The organism is uncultured Barnesiella sp. (assembly GCF_946496565.1).
In the GTDB taxonomy this organism is placed as follows: Bacteria; Bacteroidota; Bacteroidia; order Bacteroidales; family Barnesiellaceae; genus Barnesiella; species Barnesiella merdigallinarum.
This window is the reverse complement of sequence record NZ_CAMMHD010000017.1, coordinates 56,398-74,412: the sequence shown is the minus strand read 5'-3', so window position 1 is coordinate 74,412 and position 18,015 is coordinate 56,398. Positions and strand designations below refer to the sequence as shown.

15 protein-coding genes are annotated in these 18,015 nt (G+C 56.5%); 6 read left to right on the top strand and 9 right to left on the bottom strand.

All coding sequences use genetic code 11. The annotated features are described in order from the left end of the window. Positions 1–104 precede the first annotated feature (104 nt). The 4 genes from yajC to bamD all read right to left on the bottom strand — a co-directional run bounded on the left by yajC (position 105) and on the right by bamD (position 2,732). Positions 105–431 (bottom strand): preprotein translocase subunit YajC, encoded by a 327-nt coding sequence (yajC, locus tag Q1K76_RS09765; RefSeq protein ID WP_087407616.1) that lies wholly within the window; start codon positions 429–431, stop codon positions 105–107. 71 nt (positions 432–502) lie between these two features. Beyond that, positions 503–1,429: a transcription antitermination factor NusB gene (nusB, locus tag Q1K76_RS09760; protein WP_087407617.1), complete on the bottom strand. Its 927-nt coding sequence runs from the start codon at positions 1,427–1,429 to the stop codon at positions 503–505. 152 nt (positions 1,430–1,581) lie between these two features. Further along, a complete protein-coding gene (locus tag Q1K76_RS09755) occupies positions 1,582–1,917 on the bottom strand; it encodes a DNA-directed RNA polymerase subunit omega (protein ID WP_025279566.1) in 336 nt (111 codons plus the stop codon). An 11-nt stretch (positions 1,918–1,928) separates the two neighbouring features. Continuing rightward, positions 1,929–2,732 carry an outer membrane protein assembly factor BamD gene (gene bamD, locus Q1K76_RS09750; protein ID WP_258327016.1) on the bottom strand — a complete coding sequence of 268 codons (804 nt, stop codon included), beginning with the start codon at positions 2,730–2,732 and terminating at the stop codon, positions 1,929–1,931. A 370-nt stretch (positions 2,733–3,102) separates the two neighbouring features. Here bamD and Q1K76_RS09745 point away from each other — a divergent pair, with 370 nt between their 5' ends. From Q1K76_RS09745 to Q1K76_RS09720, 6 genes are read left to right on the top strand one after another with little or no spacing between them, the layout of a single operon-like run. Beyond that, positions 3,103–3,288, top strand: a complete 186-nt coding sequence (locus Q1K76_RS09745) for a PspC domain-containing protein (protein WP_258326952.1) — start codon at positions 3,103–3,105, stop codon at positions 3,286–3,288. A gap of 13 nt (positions 3,289–3,301) precedes the next feature. After that, on the top strand, positions 3,302–5,392 hold the full coding sequence (uvrB, locus tag Q1K76_RS09740; protein WP_258326953.1) for an excinuclease ABC subunit UvrB: 2,091 nt from the start codon (positions 3,302–3,304) through the stop codon (positions 5,390–5,392). Positions 5,393–5,416: 24 nt separating this feature from the next. Further along, positions 5,417–7,330, top strand: a complete 1,914-nt coding sequence (locus Q1K76_RS09735) for a YgiQ family radical SAM protein (protein WP_300132930.1) — start codon at positions 5,417–5,419, stop codon at positions 7,328–7,330. A gap of 10 nt (positions 7,331–7,340) precedes the next feature. Further along, the gene (locus Q1K76_RS09730) at positions 7,341–9,455 is read left to right on the top strand and encodes a S9 family peptidase (RefSeq protein ID WP_300132928.1); all 2,115 of its coding nucleotides are present in this window, start codon (positions 7,341–7,343) and stop codon (positions 9,453–9,455) included. Further along, positions 9,452–10,072 carry an ATP-binding cassette domain-containing protein gene (locus Q1K76_RS09725; RefSeq protein ID WP_258326956.1) on the top strand — a complete coding sequence of 207 codons (621 nt, stop codon included), beginning with the start codon at positions 9,452–9,454 and terminating at the stop codon, positions 10,070–10,072. Before Q1K76_RS09730 ends, Q1K76_RS09725 begins: the two co-directional genes overlap by 4 nt. A 3-nt stretch (positions 10,073–10,075) precedes the next feature. Continuing rightward, the gene (locus tag Q1K76_RS09720) at positions 10,076–10,849 is read left to right on the top strand and encodes an ABC transporter permease (protein ID WP_087407624.1); all 774 of its coding nucleotides are present in this window, start codon (positions 10,076–10,078) and stop codon (positions 10,847–10,849) included. Here Q1K76_RS09720 and Q1K76_RS09715 read toward each other — a convergent pair. The 5 genes from Q1K76_RS09715 to Q1K76_RS09695 all read right to left on the bottom strand — a co-directional run bounded on the left by Q1K76_RS09715 (position 10,846) and on the right by Q1K76_RS09695 (position 18,001). Continuing rightward, complete coding sequence (locus Q1K76_RS09715) at positions 10,846–11,577, bottom strand: phosphatase (RefSeq protein WP_258326958.1); 732 nt, start codon at positions 11,575–11,577, stop codon at positions 10,846–10,848. The two genes, Q1K76_RS09720 and Q1K76_RS09715, sit on opposite strands and share 4 nt — an antisense overlap. Before the next feature lie 158 nt (positions 11,578–11,735). Beyond that, positions 11,736–13,253 (bottom strand): WG repeat-containing protein, encoded by a 1,518-nt coding sequence (locus Q1K76_RS09710; protein ID WP_300132925.1) that lies wholly within the window; start codon positions 13,251–13,253, stop codon positions 11,736–11,738. A gap of 175 nt (positions 13,254–13,428) precedes the next feature. Continuing rightward, positions 13,429–13,722, bottom strand: coding sequence for a PG0541 family transporter-associated protein (locus Q1K76_RS09705; RefSeq protein ID WP_087407627.1), 294 nt, complete (start codon positions 13,720–13,722; stop codon positions 13,429–13,431). A gap of 80 nt (positions 13,723–13,802) precedes the next feature. After that, complete coding sequence (locus Q1K76_RS09700) at positions 13,803–16,931, bottom strand: efflux RND transporter permease subunit (RefSeq protein ID WP_300132922.1); 3,129 nt, start codon at positions 16,929–16,931, stop codon at positions 13,803–13,805. Positions 16,932–16,984: 53 nt separating this feature from the next. Further along, a complete protein-coding gene (locus tag Q1K76_RS09695; RefSeq protein WP_300132919.1) occupies positions 16,985–18,001 on the bottom strand; it encodes an efflux RND transporter periplasmic adaptor subunit in 1,017 nt (338 codons plus the stop codon). Positions 18,002–18,015 lie beyond the last annotated feature (14 nt).

The window sequence follows — 18,015 nt, the reverse complement described above, 5'->3', positions numbered from 1 at the left end:
TATACAACAAAGATAAAGTTTTTTATCGGGACCGTAGGTCTCTGCCGATAAAAAACTTTATCTTTTTATTTCTCCGTTAGAGGAGCCTATTGCACGAGGCTCTATTATTTGGCCTGTTGAGCACCGCTGTCTTTGGCATCGGCTACCGACGGATATACCGAATCCTTGGCAATGCGCACACGGGTATTCTCGGCAATCTCGATGATGAAGGAGTCGGATTTAACCTCTTTTATTTTTCCGAACAAGCCCCCGGCCGTTACGATTTTATCGCCGGCAGAGAGACCCTCGCGGAATTTGCGAATCTCTTTCTGACGTTTCGTCTGCGGACGAATCATGAAGAAATAGAAGATGGCAATCAAGGCGACCATCATCAGGATGCTCGACATTCCGCTGCTGGCTGCACTTTGTAAAAGAATGGATAGTGTTGTCATAATTTAGCTTTTAATAGTTTTTACATATGGTCCCCTCGAAAATGAGAGTCCACAAATATATAACAATTTTTTTACTCTTTTGTCAGAACGCCCTCTTTTTTGAGATTATCGGCGATAGCATTGAGCACCCCGTTGACAAACTGGCCGCTCTTGGCCGTGCTGTACGACTTGGCCAGTTCGATATACTCGTTGAGGGTAACCCGCGTAGGTATCGAGGGGAATTTGTAGAACTCGCTCATGGCCACCATCATGATGACTATATCCATGAAGGCAACCCGCTCGATCTCCCAATTGCGGATGAAGTTCTCGATGTAGTTGCGATACTCGTCGCCATGCAGCAGGGTGTTGCGGAAGAGCTCCTTGGCAAACTCGGCATCGTCGTCGTCCTTGAACATGGGCAGCAGGGCCTGCGACTCGCCGTTTGCCTCGCTGAACTGCTTGATGGTCTTCAGCACGAAGGTGGTGATGATTTCCAGGTCGTCGTTCCAGTAGAGCGATTTCTGTTCGAGCAGCTCGAGCAGCTCCTCGTCGGTGCAGAACATGGTCTTGACCACCTTTTTCCAGAACTCGCAATCGTTCTCATACGAATCCTCGGGAGCCTCCATATACTCTTTGTAGAGGTCGCTCTTGACAATCCGCTCCGAGAAGTCTCTCAAAAATTCGGGGTCGTTGGTCCAGGTGATGGGTTTCTTCTCGTGATAATCCTTGTAATCGTTGCAATTCCGCAACTGCTCGATAAAGCGGTTGTGGACAAAGCGCATGTTGGGATTCTTCTCCTCGGGAGTTGCCAGGAACTTCATGCGGGCGGCTTCGACCCGGGCAGCCTGCGTATCGGTCAACTCAACCATCAAGGTCAGCAACAGATGATACAGCTCGTAGGATTTTTCGAAACTGAAGAAGAGTTCCTTTTCGGCATCCATCACCGTCTTGTCTTTCGTCAAGAAATAGGAGTAGGCAATCTGTATGACTTTGGAACGGATTAGTATTCTATTGATCATATTTTAATGAACTAATTGTGCGGTTATTTTTTTCGGTCACTCTCTACCTGTCGCCCACCCCACGCCTGCGACAAGGGGAGTGTGCGAGAAAAATCTGCAAGCCGCACTATTCCATTTCGATAGTGCGGCTTGCAAGTATGCCTGGCAGGCTATTATTCGATAGCCGATTTTTCCTTTTCGGGGTTTTTGTAATAGATTTTACCTTCTATATATTCTTGCGTAGCAATAAGAACGGGCTTGGGCAGCTTCTCGTAGTAACGCGAGATCTCAATCTGCTCACGGTTCTCGAATACCTCCTCGAGATTATCGTTGCACGAAGCGAACTCCTGGAGTTTCTTTTCCAGGTCGGCCTTCATTTCAACGGCAATCTGATTGGCTCTTTTGGCAATAATACATACAGTCTCGTAAATGTTTCCCGTGTCGGAAGACAAAGCCACCATATCGCGTGTTACGGTGTTTGTCGGTGCATTTGTTTTCTTGTAATCCATTATTTTAAAGATTAATCTTTTACGTATTTGTTAGCCACCTTAAAAATATTCTCGGCCTCTTTGGTATATTCACCCGAAGGAAAGTCGTTGATAAACGAGTAATACTCGTCGATGACATCGCGGAAACGCTCGGGTTTCTTCTCTTCGATACTCTGCACGGCCTCCTGATATTTCGACTTCAGGATAAGCATCGAGAGGGTCTCCTTATAGCGGGTATAGGGATACTCTTTCAGGGCATTCTGTGCCGTGATGATGGCCGACTGGTAGTTGTTGCCCATGTAGTTGCCCAAGTTGTAATAGAGCTGAGCATTAAGCAACTCTTTGTAAACCAGCTTATCTTGCAGTTCAAAGATAATATCCTGTGCCTGCTTGGCCCGCTCGCTGTTGGGGAAATAGTCGAGGAAGCGCTGCATCTCGTCAATAGCCTTGTAGGTACCGGTCTGGTCGAGTTTGGCCTCGGGAGAGTCGAGGTAGTAGCCATAGCCGCAGTAAAAGCGGGCCAACTCGGTATACTCGCCCTTGGGATAATTTTTGTAATAGGCCTGGAAATACTCGCCCGAGGTGACATAGTCCTTATTCAGATAATAACTGCGGGCCAGCAGATAGAGCGACTCTTCTGCCCTGTCGGTGCCCTTGAAGATAGCCACCAGTTCCTCGAGCAAGGTAGCGGCCTGCATGTACTTCTTGCGCTCGAATGCCTTCTTGGCATAGTCATATTTCAGCTCATAATCAGTACTTTTCAGTATCTTGTTATACTCACCGCACGAGACAAGGAGCAAGGCACAAACGATAGAACAGATCAGTTTTCGCATTATTCGTTTCTTTATCAGGTTGCAAAGTTAGAGATTTCGGCCGAATATGGAAAAGAAATAATAGAAATTTAACGGTGACGGCGACAATTAGGGGCTATTTATCGGCTACCTCCCGGTTTGTATCGACCAGCATATTCCCGACCGCACCCGACGCGGACCCTTCTCCTGCCGAAACAGGCAACACCTCTCGATTCGCCGGCAACAAAAGAGAGCCCCTCTTCTTATAAAACGAAGGGGGTGCAATTTTGTTTTTACCCTTGCTTTGTTCTATCTTTGCAATAAATTGCGGAGGTAGGCGAAGTTTCGGCACAGCCGATGCGGAATCGGGCCTGCATGCCCGGGAGAGCCTGTCCCCGACTAAATTGCGACGAATATGATCAAACGACTTACCCGGCCTCGCGAGGGGCGCATGATTGGCGGCGTGTGTGCTGGCTTGGGCGAATACCTGGGGCTGGACCCTACGGTGGTTCGCATCATCTATGTGCTGCTGTCGCTGGGAGCCATAGGCACCCCGGTGGTGATATACATCATCCTCTGTTTGATTATACCCGAATCTTAAAGAAACGAATGTCATGGATTTCAAACTTATTTCTCCCTATCGTCCCACCGGCGACCAGCCGGAAGCCATCGACGAACTGAGCCGGGGCGTGCTCGACGGCACTCCCTACCAGACGTTGCTGGGCGTGACGGGCTCGGGAAAGACATTCACCATGGCCAACGTAATCGAGCGGGTGCAAAAACCTACCCTTATCCTGAGCCACAACAAAACGCTGGCGGCCCAGCTCTACAACGAGTTCAAGGGGTTCTTCCCCGAGAATGCCGTCGAGTATTTTGTCTCCTACTACGACTACTACCAGCCCGAGGCCTATATCCCCTCGACCGACACCTATATCGAGAAAGACCTTGCCATCAACGAAGAGATAGACCGCCTGCGGCTCTCCACCACCTCGGCCCTGCTGTCGGGGCGCAAGGATGTGATTGTGGTCTCGTCGGTGTCGTGCCTCTACGGCATCGGCAACCCCGAGGACTTCCACAGCAACGTGGTCGAGGTGAAGGTGGGCGACAACATCGGGCGCAACCGGCTGTTGCGGCATCTGGTCGACTCGCTCTACTCGCGCAACGAGGTGGAGCTCAACCGGGGCAACTTCAGGGTGAAGGGCGACACGGTCGACATCTACCTGGCCTACGACGATACCATCGTGCGCATCGAGTTCTGGGGCGAGGAGATTGAGTCGATACGCACCGTCGACCCCGCTACGGGCAGCAGCACAGGCACCTTCGATGCCTACAAGATATTCCCGGCCAACCTGTTCGTGACGACCAAAGAGCGCATCGACAAGGCCATCGGCGAGATAGAGATTGACCTGGGCAAACAGGTGGAGTTTTTCAAATCGATCGGGAAGGAGCTCGAGGCCAAGCGGCTCTATGAGCGGGTGACCTACGACGTGGAGATGATTCGCGAGATAGGCCACTGCTCGGGCATCGAGAACTACTCGCGCTACTTCGACGGCCGCGAAGCGGGTACCCGCCCCTTCTGCCTGCTCGACTATTTCCCCAACGATTTCCTTACCATCATCGACGAGAGCCACGTGACCGTACCGCAGATCAGGGCCATGTACGGGGGCGACCGTTCGCGCAAGATGAACCTGGTGGAGTACGGGTTCCGCCTGCCGGCTGCCGTGGATAACCGGCCGCTGAAGTTCGACGAGTTCGAGAGTCTGGCCCGGCAGATTATCTACGTAAGCGCCACCCCGGCCGACTACGAGCTCGAGAAGAGCGAGGGCGTGGTGGTAGAGCAGGTCATCCGGCCCACCGGTCTGCTCGACCCGGTCATCGAGGTGCGGCCCAGCCTCAACCAGATAGACGACCTGCTCGAGGAGATACAGCAGCGCATCGAGCGCGACGAGCGGGTGCTGGTCACCACCCTGACCAAACGCATGGCCGAGGAGCTGAACAGCTACCTGACCAAACTCGACATCAACTGCAACTACATACACTCCGACGTCGACACCCTCGACCGTATCCGCATTCTCGACGACCTGCGGGCCGGCGTCTACGATGTGCTCATCGGCGTGAACCTGCTGCGCGAGGGGCTCGACCTGCCCGAGGTATCGCTCGTGGCCATACTCGATGCCGACAAGGAGGGATTCCTGCGCTCGCACCGGTCGCTCACCCAGACGGTGGGCCGGGCCGCGCGAAACCTTAACGGACGGGTCATCATGTATGCCGACCGCATTACCGAGAGCATGCAGAAGACCATCGACGAGACCAACCGCCGCCGCGAGAAGCAGTTGGCCTACAACGAGGCTCACCACATCACCCCCAAAGCTATCCAGAAGGCCAAGAACTCTTCGCTGCTGGGGGCCAACACCGAGGCCAAACCGCAACAGCCGCAACCGGCCAAGCCGGCAAAAGCTGCCAAGCCGAGCCAACCGGCCCGGGCTTACAGCGACGAGTATCTGGAGCATGTGGATGTGGCGGCCGACCCGATTGTGAAATACATGAATCGCGACCAACTGCAAAAGGCCATCGAGCGCACTCGCCGACAGATGGTCGAGGCGGCCAAGAAGATGGAGTTCATCGAGGCGGCTCAGTATCGCGACGAACTGATAAAACTGGAAGATTTGTTACAACAGGCAGCGGCCGACAAGCCTACTGCCTGACCAACCTATACCGCTACGAAAGTGATGAAAGAATACCGATTGCAAGACTGGTTGCCCACGACCCGCAAAGAGCTGGAGATGCGAGGCTGGGATTATGTCGACGTGATTCTCTTCTCGGGCGATGCCTATGTCGACCACCCCTCGTTCGGGGCTGCCGTCATCGGGCGCATACTCGAGGCCGAGGGGCTGCGGGTGGCCATCGTGCCCCAGCCCAACTGGCAGGACGACCTGCGCGATTTCAAGAAGCTGGGCACGCCCCGGCTCTTCTTCGGCATCTCGGCCGGAGCCATGGACTCGATGGTGAACCACTACACGGCCAACAAGCGTCTGCGCAGCGACGATGCCTACACCCCCAACGGGCGGCACGGCATGCGCCCCGACTACCCCACCGTGGTCTACAGCCGCATACTCAAGGAGCTATTCCCCGACACGCCGGTCATCATCGGCGGCATCGAAGCTTCGATGCGACGCCTCACCCACTACGACTACTGGCAAGACAAACTGCTGCCGGGTATTCTGGCCGAGTGTCCCGCCGACCTGCTCATCTACGGCATGGGCGAGCGGCCCATCGTCGAGATTGCCCGCCGGCTGCAACAGGGCGAGACCATCGACCGCCTCACCGACATACCGCAGACGGCCACCATACAGCCGGGCGCCAATACCCCCTCGACAGTCGAGGACGAGCACAACATCGTGCTGGCTTCGCACGAGGAGTGCCTGCAACACAAGCGCAAGCAGGCCGAGAACTTCCGCCACATCGAGGAGGAGTCGAACAAATACCACGCCAAGCGGCTGTGGCAGCGCGTGGGCGAGCGGGTAATCGTGGTCAATCCGCCCTACCCGCCCATGACCGAGGCCGAAATCGACGCCTCGTTCGACCTGCCCTACACCCGCATGCCTCACCCCCGCTACAAGGGGAAGACGATACCGGCCTACGAGATGATCAAGTTTTCGGTCAATCTGCACCGGGGCTGTTTCGGCGGGTGCGCCTTCTGCACCATCTCGGCCCATCAGGGCAAATTCATCGCCTCGCGTTCCAAGGAGTCGATTCTCAAGGAGGTGAAGCAGATTATCGCGATGCCCGACTTCAAGGGCTACCTGAGCGACCTGGGCGGCCCCTCGGCCAACATGTACCGCATGCACGGCCAGAACCTGGAGCTGTGCCACAAGTGCAAACGCCCCTCGTGCCTGGCCCCCCAGATATGCCCCAACCTCAACGCCGACCACAGCGACCTGCTCGACATCTACCACGCCGTCGATGCCCTGCCGGGTATCAAGAAGTCGTTCATCGGCAGCGGCGTGCGCTACGACCTGCTGTTGCACCGCCACAAAGACGACGCGCTGAACCGAAACACCCGCCGCTACACCGAGGAGCTGATTGCCCGCCACGTCTCGGGACGGCTGAAGGTGGCCCCCGAGCACACCTCGGACCGCGTGCTGGCCATCATGCGCAAGCCCTCGTTCTCGCTCTTCGAGCAGTTCAAGCGCACCTTCGACCGCATAGACCGCGAGCAGGGGCTCAACCAGCAGATTATCCCCTACTTCATCTCGAGCCACCCCGGATGCACCGAGGAGGAGATGGCCGAACTGGCCGCCCTGACCAAGCACATGAATTTCAAGCTGGAGCAGGTGCAGGACTTCACCCCTACCCCCATGACCCTCTCGACCGAAATCTACTACACCGGCATACACCCCTACACGGGCGAGAAGGTCTACACCGCCCGCAAGCCCGAGGAGAAACTGAACCAGCGGAAATACTTCTTCTGGTATCTGCCCGAGAAGCGCAACGACATACAGAACTCGCTCAGGCGCATGCACCGCAACGACCTGCTCGAGAAACTCTACGGCAACACGCCGTGGCGCAAACCGGCCCACCTCGTGGGCGAGAACAAGCCGCCCCGGCGACAGAAAGGGAAACCGAACAAAAACAATCTATAAACCTTTATTTATGAACAAACTAAATTGTATGATGATGGCAGGAGCATTATTAGTAACAGCCTGTCAGCCAGCTGGAAAGACCGGCGACATTATCGGCAAGCAGCCCGTGAAAGTCGAAAACGGCATCCTGACTACCGAGGTGCTCATGGCCTTTGGCCGGGTGAGCGACCCTGTGGTTTCGCCCGACAAGAGCAAAATCCTCTTCGGGGTTACCTACGAAGATGTGAAGCAGAACAAGAGCAACCGCGAGCTCTTCGTGATGGACATCGACGGACAGAACAAGAAACAGATTACCTGTACCCCCGAGTCGGAGGGCAACGCCGTGTGGATTAACGGCGGCAAACAGATTGCCTACCTCTCGGGCAAAAGCGGCGACTCGCAACTGTGGATCATGGAGGCCGACGGCAGCAACGCCCGGCAGATAAGCCACCACGAGAAGGGCATCAACGGCTTCCTCTTCTCGCCCGACGAGAAACAGATCCTCTTCATCGGCAACGTGAAGTACAGCCAGAAGGCCTCGGACATCTACCCCGACCTCGACAAGGCTACCGGCCGCGTGATCGACGACCTCATGTACAAACACTGGGACGAGTGGGTCGAGGAGATTCCGCACCCCTACATCGCCTCGTTCGACGGTAAGGAGCTTTCGGGCATCGTCGACATCATGGAGGGCGAGCCCTACGAGTCGCCCATGAAACCCTTCGGCGGCATCGAGTCGTTTGCCTGGACTCCCGACAGCAAGGCAGTGGCCTACACCAGCCGCAAGAAGACCGGTCTGGAATACTCCATCTCGACCAACTCCGACATCTACCTCTACGACCTGGCTACCAAGCAGACCCGCAACCTCACCGAGGGCATGATGGGCTACGACACCACGCCGACCTTCTCGCCCGACGGCAAATACCTGGCTTGGGGCAGCATGGAGCGTGACGGGTATGAGTCGGACAAGAACCGCCTCTTCATCATGAACATGGCTACCGGCGAGAAACAAGACCTCACAGCCGACTTCGACTACAGCACCGACGAACTGGCCTGGGCTCCCGACGGACAGTCGCTCTTTATCCGCTCGGCCTACCAGGGCGAGATTCACATCTTCCGCGTGGGCCTCGACAAGAAAATCGAGCAGATTACGACCGGCTACTACGACTACGCCTCGCTGGCTCCCGTGAGCGAGAGCTGCCTCATCGCCATGCGTCACTCGCTGTCGCAACCCGACGAGATTTACAGCGTCAACCCCCAGAGCAAAGAGGTGAAAGAGCTCTCGTTCGAAAACAAGGAGATACTCGACCAGCTCACCATGGGCAAGGTCGAGGAGCGTTGGATCACGACCACCGACAACAAGAAGATGCTCACCTGGATTGTCTATCCGCCCCACTTCGACCCCTCGAAGAAATACCCCGCCATTCTCTACTGCCAGGGTGGTCCGCAGCAACCCGTCAGCCAGTTCTGGTCGTATCGCTGGAACCTGCAACTGATGGCGGCCAACGGCTACATCATCATCGCCCCCAACCGCCGCGGTCTCTACGGCTTCGGACAGGAGTGGCTCGAACAGATCAGCGGCGACTACGGCGGTCAGAACATGAAGGACTACTTCAGCGCTACCGACGAGATGAAGAAAGAGCCCTATGTCGACGGCGACCACATGGGTGCCGTGGGTGCCAGCTACGGCGGCTTCTCGGTATACTGGCTGGCCGGCCATCACCAGAAACGGTTCAAGGCCTTCATCGCCCACGCCGGTATCTACAACCTCGAGCAACAGTATGTCGAGACCGAAGAGATGTGGTTTGCCAACTGGGATATGGGCGGCGCACCCTGGGACAAGAAGAACGCTACGGCTCAACGCACGTTTGCCACTTCGCCCCACAAATTCGTAGACCAATGGGATACGCCTATCCTCATCACTCACGGCGAATATGACTTCCGCATCCTCGCCTCGCAAGGCATGTCGGCCTTCAATGCCGCCAAACTGCGCGGCGTACCGGCCGAGATGCTCATCTTCCCCGACGAGAACCACTGGATTCTGAAACCGCAGAACGGCGTGCTGTGGCAACGGATCTTCTTCCGCTGGCTCGACCGCTGGCTGAAACCTCAAGCACAAACCGAGAATCCGGAACCGGCAAAATGATCGAGTTTGACAATCTCACCTTTATTTATGACAACAAGCCCTTGATGCAACACTTCACGTGTTGCATCGCCCGGGGCGAGAAAGCGGTGCTTTACGGCCCTTCGGGGCACGGTAAAAGCACCCTTCTTGCTTCGGTACCCGGCTTTGTCTTGCCCGACGAGGGGAGCATCCGCATCGACGGCCGCACACTCGACGCCACCACCGTGCAACAGGTACGGCGGCGCACCGCCTGGCTGCCTCAGGAGTTTACCCTCCCCTACGACACGATACAAGAACTGATCGAGGCCCCCTTCAGGCTGCGGATAAACCAGGCTCTGAAGCCTTCGCGCGAAACGGTTCTGGAACACTTCGACCGGCTGGGGCTGGAACACGAACTGTACGACAAACGGTCGATCGAGATTTCGGGCGGCCAGCGGCAACGCATCATGCTCATGATTGCCGCCCTGCTGCAAAAGGATATTGTGCTGCTCGACGAGCCTACCTCGGCCCTCGACCCCGACTCCATCGCCCGGGTTATCGACTACATCCACTCGCTGCACGAGGCCACCGTACTGATGGTTTCGCACGACGCCCGATTCATCGACTCGTTCGACCGTAAAATCTATATCGGAGATTGATTCATGGAAACGATAAACATTGGCTACGGCCACATGGTGCTGGGATTTCTGCTGCTGATTATCCCCACCTACTTTCTCTACCGCTACCGCACCGGCCTGGTGAAAGATACCCTTTGGGCCGCCCTGCGCATGACGGTGCAACTCTTCTTCATCGGGTTTTACCTCGAGTACCTGTTCCTGTGGGACAACCTGTGGATAAACCTGCTGTGGGTGGTATTGATGATTGTCATCGCCTCGTCGACGGTGCTGAAGCGCACCAAGCTGCCGCAAAAGATGCTCTTCATGGCCGTGGCGGTGGCCTTCCTCGTGTCGCTGCTCATCATCGACCTCTACTTTCTGGGGCTGGTGGTTCGACCCGAAAAGATTTTCACGGCCCGCTACTTCATCCCCATCAGCGGCATGATACTGGGCAACATGCTATCGGCCAACGTCATAGCTCTCAACTCGTTCTACGGCTCGCTCAACCGCGAGCGGCAACTCTACCTCTACCTGCTGGGCAACGGTGCCACGCCCGGCGAGGCACTCGCCCCCTTCATGCGCGAGGCCCTCATCAAGTCGTTCAACCCCACCATCGCCTCGATGGCGGTCATGGGACTCATCGCCCTGCCCGGCACCATGACGGGTCAGATACTGGGCGGCAGCAGCCCCAGCGTGGCCATCAAATATCAGATTATGCTGATGATTACCATCTTCGCCTCGTCGCTCATATCGGTACTGCTCACGCTGTGGATTTCGCGGCGCAAGACCTTCGACCGTTACGGCATGAAGCGATTCTAAAGCGCCGTATCCTCGCGGTTCCGTTTCAGCCGGGCCTTGAAGGCGTCGGGCTTGTCGTTGAGGATGAGCTCCTCGGGGAACTCGGTGGCGGCCAGAAGCGGATAGAGCCAGTGATAATCGGCTATCGAGAAGGAGATGTGGGCGTCGCTCCCCAGAATGACCGGCTGCCCGTAGCGCTTGCACAGGCGCAGAATCTCGAGGTTGTTGGCCATCGCCTTCTCTTTGTGGCGGTAGGGATTGAGCGAACTGTTGTTGATCTCGAGCAACACGCCGTTCTCCTTGGCAGCCAGCACCAGCGGCTCGAAATACAACTCGGCCGTGCCGTCGCCCGGATGGCTGATGATGTCGATATGCGGGTTACAGATAGCCCCCAGCACGGCGGCCGTATTCTGGTCGATGTCGCCCGGCCGGTAACAGAGCGAATGCAATCCGGCTATGCGCAGGTCGAGAAACCGGAAATACTTCTCTTCCAAATCGAGCCGCCCTGCATAATCGACAATATTGATTTCGGCACCCAACAGCAACTCCACGCCATACATCCGGCGAGGCACTACCGGCAGGTTGCGGAAATAGATGTCGGAGCAGGTGCCGGGGATTCCCCCCGTATGTTCGGTAATACCCAATATCTGCAAACCCTTGTCGGCCGCGGCCTGTACCATCTCCTGCAAGGTGCTGAAGGCATGCCCGCTGGCTATCGTGTGCGTATGTACATCGAGAAGAATATTCATAACAAATCCTCTTTAATCGTTCTGCAAAGATACGAGAAAGCCATCAACCCTCAGCCCCACTTGCCCGAAAATTTGTGACTCAGCCTCTCTTGCCGGTCAAAGGCAAGGAGGCCGCCGAAATCCTTTCATCCCGACACAGAATAGAAAAGCCCTGGCCGTTACTGGTAGATGGCAATCATCTCGTTGCAGGTGTTGATGATGTTTTGCTGTGTCTGTATGTTGTGTTTGATATATGCCGAATTGGGGTCTTCGATAAGTTTCACCTGCAGGCGGGCCAGCTCCTCGATAGCCCGGTTGCGGCGAATCTCCCACTCGACCCGGCGGACAGGGTCGCTCTGGCTGCTGCCGGTCGAGGCCGGTGCCGAGACAGAGGGCACCACCACTACACCCGAACCGCCCGCGACACTGCTGCCGGCCGAGGCGTCGCTTCCGGCCGAAGCCGAAGCCGCATCCGGAGTCTCGAGTCCGTTGCTGTCGAGCCGGTTGCCCTCTTCGTCGAAGATGAAGAGTTCGCCGCCGCTCTCGAAACAGAATACCCCGAAGCCCGAGCGAGAGGCACTCGAGAAGCGGTTCGAGGGGAGCAGGAAGATTTCGCGCCCCGTCTTGTCGATATACCCTACCCGACCGTTGCGGGCTACCCGGGCAAAGCCCTGGTCGAACCAGTTCACCCGGCTGTATATGCAGGGGATTACCTCCTCGCCCTTCTCGTTTACGAAACCATATTTACCCTGCTGGGCCACAGCTACCATCCCCTCCCGACAAATATCTATTTTGTTGTATCGGGCCGGGGTCAGCACGTTCTGCCGGGCATCGACAAAACCATAAAGGCCGTCTTCGCCATAATAGAACAGATTGGAGGTACAAACGCCCATCGACTTGTATCGCGTGGCCGAGACAAACCTGCCCGTCTTGTCGATGAGTCCATAGCTCCCATCGAGACATACGGGAGCCACATCGCCGTAAAAGAAGTCGGCCGATTCGAACTGGCAGGGTATCACCTCGCGCCCCGTCGCATCGACATAGCCATAGAGACCCTCTTCGTTCTGCACACAGCCCAGGCCGTTGTAGAACTCCATCGCATTACAGTAAATCAGAGGGGTCACCTCGTTGCCGTCGACATCGATATAGCCTTTTCTCCAGTTCTGCTCGACCACGGCCAATCCTTCGCTGAAATCATCGGCAGAATTGTAGCGGCAGGGCACCACCAGATTCCCCCCGGTATCGATATAGCCATAGTTGAAATCCTCGTCATGCACTCTCGCCCGGCCATCGTAGAAGCCTCCCTGCGGCTCGAGACCGTCGGGCACCGGGAACTCCTGCAGCGTACCGTCGCGATAGACAAAGAGCTTGTTGTCTCCCTCTTTCGGGGAAACCAACACACCACCGGGCTCCATATATACCGACTCGTAGATGCAGGGTATCACCTCGTGCCCCTTCTCGTCGATACAGCCGAAGACTCCCGTCTCGCGCCCCGACTCGGTCTTGGTCTTCATCATCACCCGGGCCAGACCATCCTCAAAATTGTCGATGAACGAATACTTCAAATGCAGGTTGAGAATATAGGGGGTAATCTCTATCTTTTCCTGTTTCTTTTCACCTCCGCCACAGGCCGGCAGAAGCAGCAGACAGGCCACCGAACCAAGCAGAAGTCGGGTCCAAACAGTCGCATGTTTCATAGTCCTCAATTTTTTATGTTCTACAAAAATAGACAAATTGCCCGAATGAGAGAAGGGTATCGCCCGACAAATTAACGGCCGGCCCGTTTTTCTGTGCGGCTCGATACCATCAGGGGCTGCATCGAACGAATCGACACAGCCCCTGATGTTTATAACGGGACAAGGCAGAGAGCCGTCAGACAGACTGCTCGATGGTCCAGACGAAGGCCCGCAAACCCAACTGGGGGGCCGCCTCGTCCATCTGCCGCAGCCGCTTCAGCAGCGGCTCTACCTTGGCATCGTCGACCATGGTGATGATGGCCGAACACATCGAGGGCCACGCGTGGCTGCCATAGTGAGGCTCGCCGGTCTTGGAGCCGCGGCCCCGCATCTGCTCGAAGTAGGAATATCCCCGGCACGACAGCTTGTCGAGGGTCTCGAGAATCTGGGCATAGTGTGCCTGGTCGAAAGTGATAAATACCGATTTCATATCCGATGGTGTTGGTTTTAGAGTCCGGTCCCTATTTCCCCTTTTTTAATCGTTGAGAGATAGGGAACCGAACGTAATATTTATGAATTGGAGTTACTGGCCGACAGGCGCTCGTGGTGTTTCCGACGACGGCGTTTCACACCCACCGAAGCGAATACACAGTAGAGCACGGGAATGAGGATAAGGGTGAGGATGGTCGAGACCGTGAGGCCGCCGATTACCGCCGTACCCATGGGTCGCCACATCTCGGAACCCTGACCGGTACCGATGGCCATGGGCACCATACCCAAGATGGTGGTAAGGGTCGTCATGATTACCGGGCGCAGACGGGAGTGACCGCCCTTGACCACGGCCTCGCGGATGCCCATGCCCCGCTCGCGGTTCAGCGAGATGTAGTCGATGAGCACGATACCGTTCTTCACCACGATACCGATAAGCATGATGGCACCGATGAGCGACATCACATTGAGGGTATTGCCCGAGAGCCACAGCGCCAGGAATACACCCGAGAAGGCGAAGGGCAACGAGAACATGATGATGAACGGGTAGGTCAACGACTCGAACTGGGCCGCCATCACGATGAACACGAGTATGACGATGAGGTACATGAGCGTGAACAGGTCGCCGAACGAATCCTGCTGGTCTTCATACGAACCCGAGAGCTGAATCGAGATGCCCGAGGGTATCGACATCTGGTCGATCTTCTTCTGTGCCTCGGCCACCACGTCGCTCATGGCTGCCCCCGAGAGGATAGCCGATACGGTGTTGATACGCTCGCGGTCCTTACGCTCGATGGTAGGCGGCGAGAACCGCTCGACCACGGTGCCCAGCTCCTTGATGCGCACCCCTTTGCCCTGGGCGTTGTAGACCATGATGTTTTCAATATCCTCGATCGAGGTGCGGTATTCGGGAGCATACATCACCTTGATGTCGTACTCCTCGCCCTCCTCGCGGAACTGCGAGGCGGTGGCACCGTTGATGCGGTTGCGCAGGTAGGTAGCCGCCGTGGTGAGGTTGAGGCCGTTGAGGGCCAGCTTCTCGCGGTCGAAGTCGACCTGATATTCGGGCTGGTAGTCGCCACGACTGATACGCACCTCGCTCACGCCCTTGATTTCGCGCAGCAGGGCCGAGAGTTGGGCCGCTACGCTGTCGGTCTCGGCAAAGGAGTAGCCATAGATTTCGTAGTCGATGGTCGTTTCACCACCCATCACCGACATACCGCCACCCAGGTTCACCTGCGACTTCTTGATTTCGGGGTATCCGGCCAGGTCCTTACGCATGAGGTCGCAAATCTCCGACAGGGTGCGTTTGCGCTTGTCGGGGTCGGTGAGACTGATGTTATAGGTAATGATGTGCGAGCCGTTGTCGGACATCGAGGCGTAGACGTTGTCGGTGCTGGCCTGCCCTACCGTAAAGTTGCACATCACGATTTCGGGGTATTGCTCCATCCACTGTTTGTAGAGGCGCATGGCCACATCTTTCGAGATTTCGGTGCGGGTACCGATGGGCATCTCGACGGTGACCCCGATACGGGCATTGTCCTGGGTGGGCATGAACTCGTTACCTACGAAGCGTACCAGCACGAGGCTGAGCACAAAGAACGACATACAGCCCACGATGACAATGGTGCGGTGGCCTACGGCCCAGTGCAACAGACGGGCGTAACCGTTGTCGAAGGCATCGAGCCCCTTCTCGATAGGTCCGTAGAGCAGCTTGAATACGCGCGATTGCTTGGGTTGCAGCTTCAGCAGGCGCGAGCAAAGCATGGGGGTAAGCGAGAGGGCACACACGATAGAGATGACCATGATGATGGTAACCATCCAACCCAACTGCTTGAAGAGTACGCCCGACATGCCCGAAACCAGCGTGAGGGGGAAGAACACGGCGATAAGGGTGAGCGTAGAGGCTACCACCGAAAGGCCCACCTCGTTGGTACCGTGCACGGCCGCCTGCCGGGGGTAGCTGCCCCGCTCGATGTGGTTGGTCACGTTCTCGAGCACCACGATGGCATCGTCGACCACCATACCGATGGCGATGGAGAGCGACGAGAGCGAGATGATGTTGAGCGAGTTGCCCGTGGCCGCCAGGTAGATGAACGAGGCAACCAGCGAGATAGGTATCGTAATCACGATGATGATGGTGGCCCGCCAGCGTCCCAGGAAGAAGAAGACGACTATCGAGACGAAAAGCAGAGCCAGCAACACGGTCTCGAACAGGGTATCGATGGTGTTGCGTATGTTGTCGGAGGTATCGATGATTACCCCCAGTTTCACGTCGCTGGGCAGATTCTTCTGCAAGCGGGGCAAGGCCTTCATCACCTCGTTGGAGATTTCGACCGAGTTGGCACCCGACTGTTTCTGAATCACAATCATGGCCCCTTGCACACCGTTGTTATAGGTCTCCTGGGCACGCTCCTCGACCGAGTCGTGCACCACGGCTACATCGCGCAGATAGATGGACTTGCCGCCGTAGTTGCCCACGACAATGTCGTTCATCTGCGAGGCGTCGTTGAACTCGCCCTGTACCCGCAGCGAATAGGTGTCGGAACCCACGTCAAACGTACCGCCGGGCACGTTGCGGTTCTCGGCCCCGATGACCGAGGCGATGGTCTCGATGCTGAGGTTGTAGGCCTCGAGCTTCACGGGGTCGACATAAATCTGTATCTCGCGCTCGGGCGCACCGCTGATCGACACCGAACCTACCCCGCTGATACGGGCCAGCGGGCTGGCCACGTTGTCGTCGAGTATCTTGTAGAGGGCCGGCATGCTCTCGTTGGCCTGCACCGAGAGGATAACGATAGGAATCATGTCGGAGCTGAACTTGAAGATGATGGGGTTCTCCGAATCATCCGGGAGCTCCGACTTGACCATATCGAGCTTGTCGCGCACATCGTTGGTGAGCACGTCGATGTCTTCGCCATACTCAAACTCGAGGGAGATGAGCGACATGTTCTCTTTCGACTCCGAGGTGATGTGCTTCAGGTCGCTCACGGCGTTGAGGGCATTCTCGAGGGGTCGGGTCACGTTGTTCTCGACATCGGCGGCACTGGCACCGGGATAGGCCGTCATCACCATAATCATGTTGGTCTCGATGTCGGGATAGAGGTCGATAGGCAGTTTGGTGTAGGAAAAGATACCCAGGATAACCACCGCTACGAAACAGAGCGAGGTCATGATGGGTTTCTTTACCGAACCTTCGTATAGACTCATAGAAATTTTTCTTTAAGGGTGAATGTTTTGGAATTGGACAAAAGGCTGCACGGTTATTCGACCACTTTCACGGGGGCGTCGTCCTTCAGGCGCGACTGGCCGGCAATCACCACCTCGGAACCGTTCTCGACGCCCGAGATGAGCTCGTAGCTCGTATCCATGTGGCGGCCCAACTGCACCTGGTTGAAGGAAACCTTGCCGTCTTTATAGACATAGACAAAGCGGTCGCCCGAACCCGAACGCTTCACGACTGCCTGGTCGGGCACCACCACGCGGTTTACGTTGCCAAAGTCGATATTGACGCGGGCAAACATGCCCGGACGGATGCGGTTGTCGCCATTGGGGATATTGATTTCGGTCACAAAGGTGCGGGTGGCCGGGTCGATGGTGGGGTGAATGAGCGATACCTTGCCCTTGAACACCTCGTTGCCATAGACCTCGACGTTGACATCGACCGGCATACCCAGCTTCACCTTGGTGAAGTCGCTCTCCGAGATGTTCACCTCGACCTTCACCGGCTGTATCTGCATGACGGTGAGGATGGCACCGGTGGCCAGGTCGCCGTTGTCGTAGTTACGGGCCGTCACTACGCCGTTGGTGGGACTCACCAGCACGGTGTTCTCGTCGAGGTTCTCATACGAGGTCTTGGCCGTTTCGTACTGGGTGCGCATCTGGTCGACCTGTTGTTGCGAGGCACCACCCACGGCAAAGAGCTCTTTCACCCGGTTGTACTCGAGCTCGAGGTTGTCGAGCTGCAGCTTCTGCTGGGCCAGGTTGGCACGGTCGAGGTCGACCAGCTTCTGCCCGGCCTTGACGTGGTCGCCCACCTCGACATAGATTTTCTTGATGCGGTTGGGCAGAGACGAACTGATGAGGTTGCGCTTATAGGGTTCGATTGTGGCCGTGTAGGAGACGACCTGAGGAACGGCCTGCTCGGTGACCCGGGCCACCTTGACGAGTTGAACCGTTTCCTCTTCGGCTTGTTCGGTATTCTCCTTCTCTCCCGAACAGGCCACAAACAGCAGGGCCGAACAAGCGGCCAACATGCCAATCAAATGCTCTTTTTTCATATCGTGTCGTTTCT

Excerpts from the sequence above, each read along its gene's own strand:
- yajC (WP_087407616.1), bottom strand. The coding sequence starts at position 431 with ATGACAACACTATCCATTCTTTTACAAAGTGCAGCCAGCAGCGGAATG.
- nusB (WP_087407617.1), bottom strand. The coding sequence starts at position 1,429 with ATGATCAATAGAATACTAATCCGTTCCAAAGTCATACAGATTGCCTAC.
- Q1K76_RS09755 (WP_025279566.1), bottom strand. The coding sequence starts at position 1,917 with ATGGATTACAAGAAAACAAATGCACCGACAAACACCGTAACACGCGAT.
- Q1K76_RS09745 (WP_258326952.1), top strand. The coding sequence starts at position 3,103 with ATGATCAAACGACTTACCCGGCCTCGCGAGGGGCGCATGATTGGCGGC.
- uvrB (WP_258326953.1), top strand. The coding sequence starts at position 3,302 with ATGGATTTCAAACTTATTTCTCCCTATCGTCCCACCGGCGACCAGCCG.
- Q1K76_RS09735 (WP_300132930.1), top strand. The coding sequence starts at position 5,417 with ATGAAAGAATACCGATTGCAAGACTGGTTGCCCACGACCCGCAAAGAG.
- Q1K76_RS09730 (WP_300132928.1), top strand. The coding sequence starts at position 7,341 with ATGAACAAACTAAATTGTATGATGATGGCAGGAGCATTATTAGTAACA.
- Q1K76_RS09725 (WP_258326956.1), top strand. The coding sequence starts at position 9,452 with ATGATCGAGTTTGACAATCTCACCTTTATTTATGACAACAAGCCCTTG.
- Q1K76_RS09720 (WP_087407624.1), top strand. The coding sequence starts at position 10,076 with ATGGAAACGATAAACATTGGCTACGGCCACATGGTGCTGGGATTTCTG.
- Q1K76_RS09715 (WP_258326958.1), bottom strand. The coding sequence starts at position 11,577 with ATGAATATTCTTCTCGATGTACATACGCACACGATAGCCAGCGGGCAT.
- Q1K76_RS09710 (WP_300132925.1), bottom strand. The coding sequence starts at position 13,253 with ATGAAACATGCGACTGTTTGGACCCGACTTCTGCTTGGTTCGGTGGCC.
- Q1K76_RS09705 (WP_087407627.1), bottom strand. The coding sequence starts at position 13,722 with ATGAAATCGGTATTTATCACTTTCGACCAGGCACACTATGCCCAGATT.
- Q1K76_RS09700 (WP_300132922.1), bottom strand. The coding sequence starts at position 16,931 with ATGAGTCTATACGAAGGTTCGGTAAAGAAACCCATCATGACCTCGCTC.
- Q1K76_RS09695 (WP_300132919.1), bottom strand. The coding sequence starts at position 18,001 with ATGAAAAAAGAGCATTTGATTGGCATGTTGGCCGCTTGTTCGGCCCTG.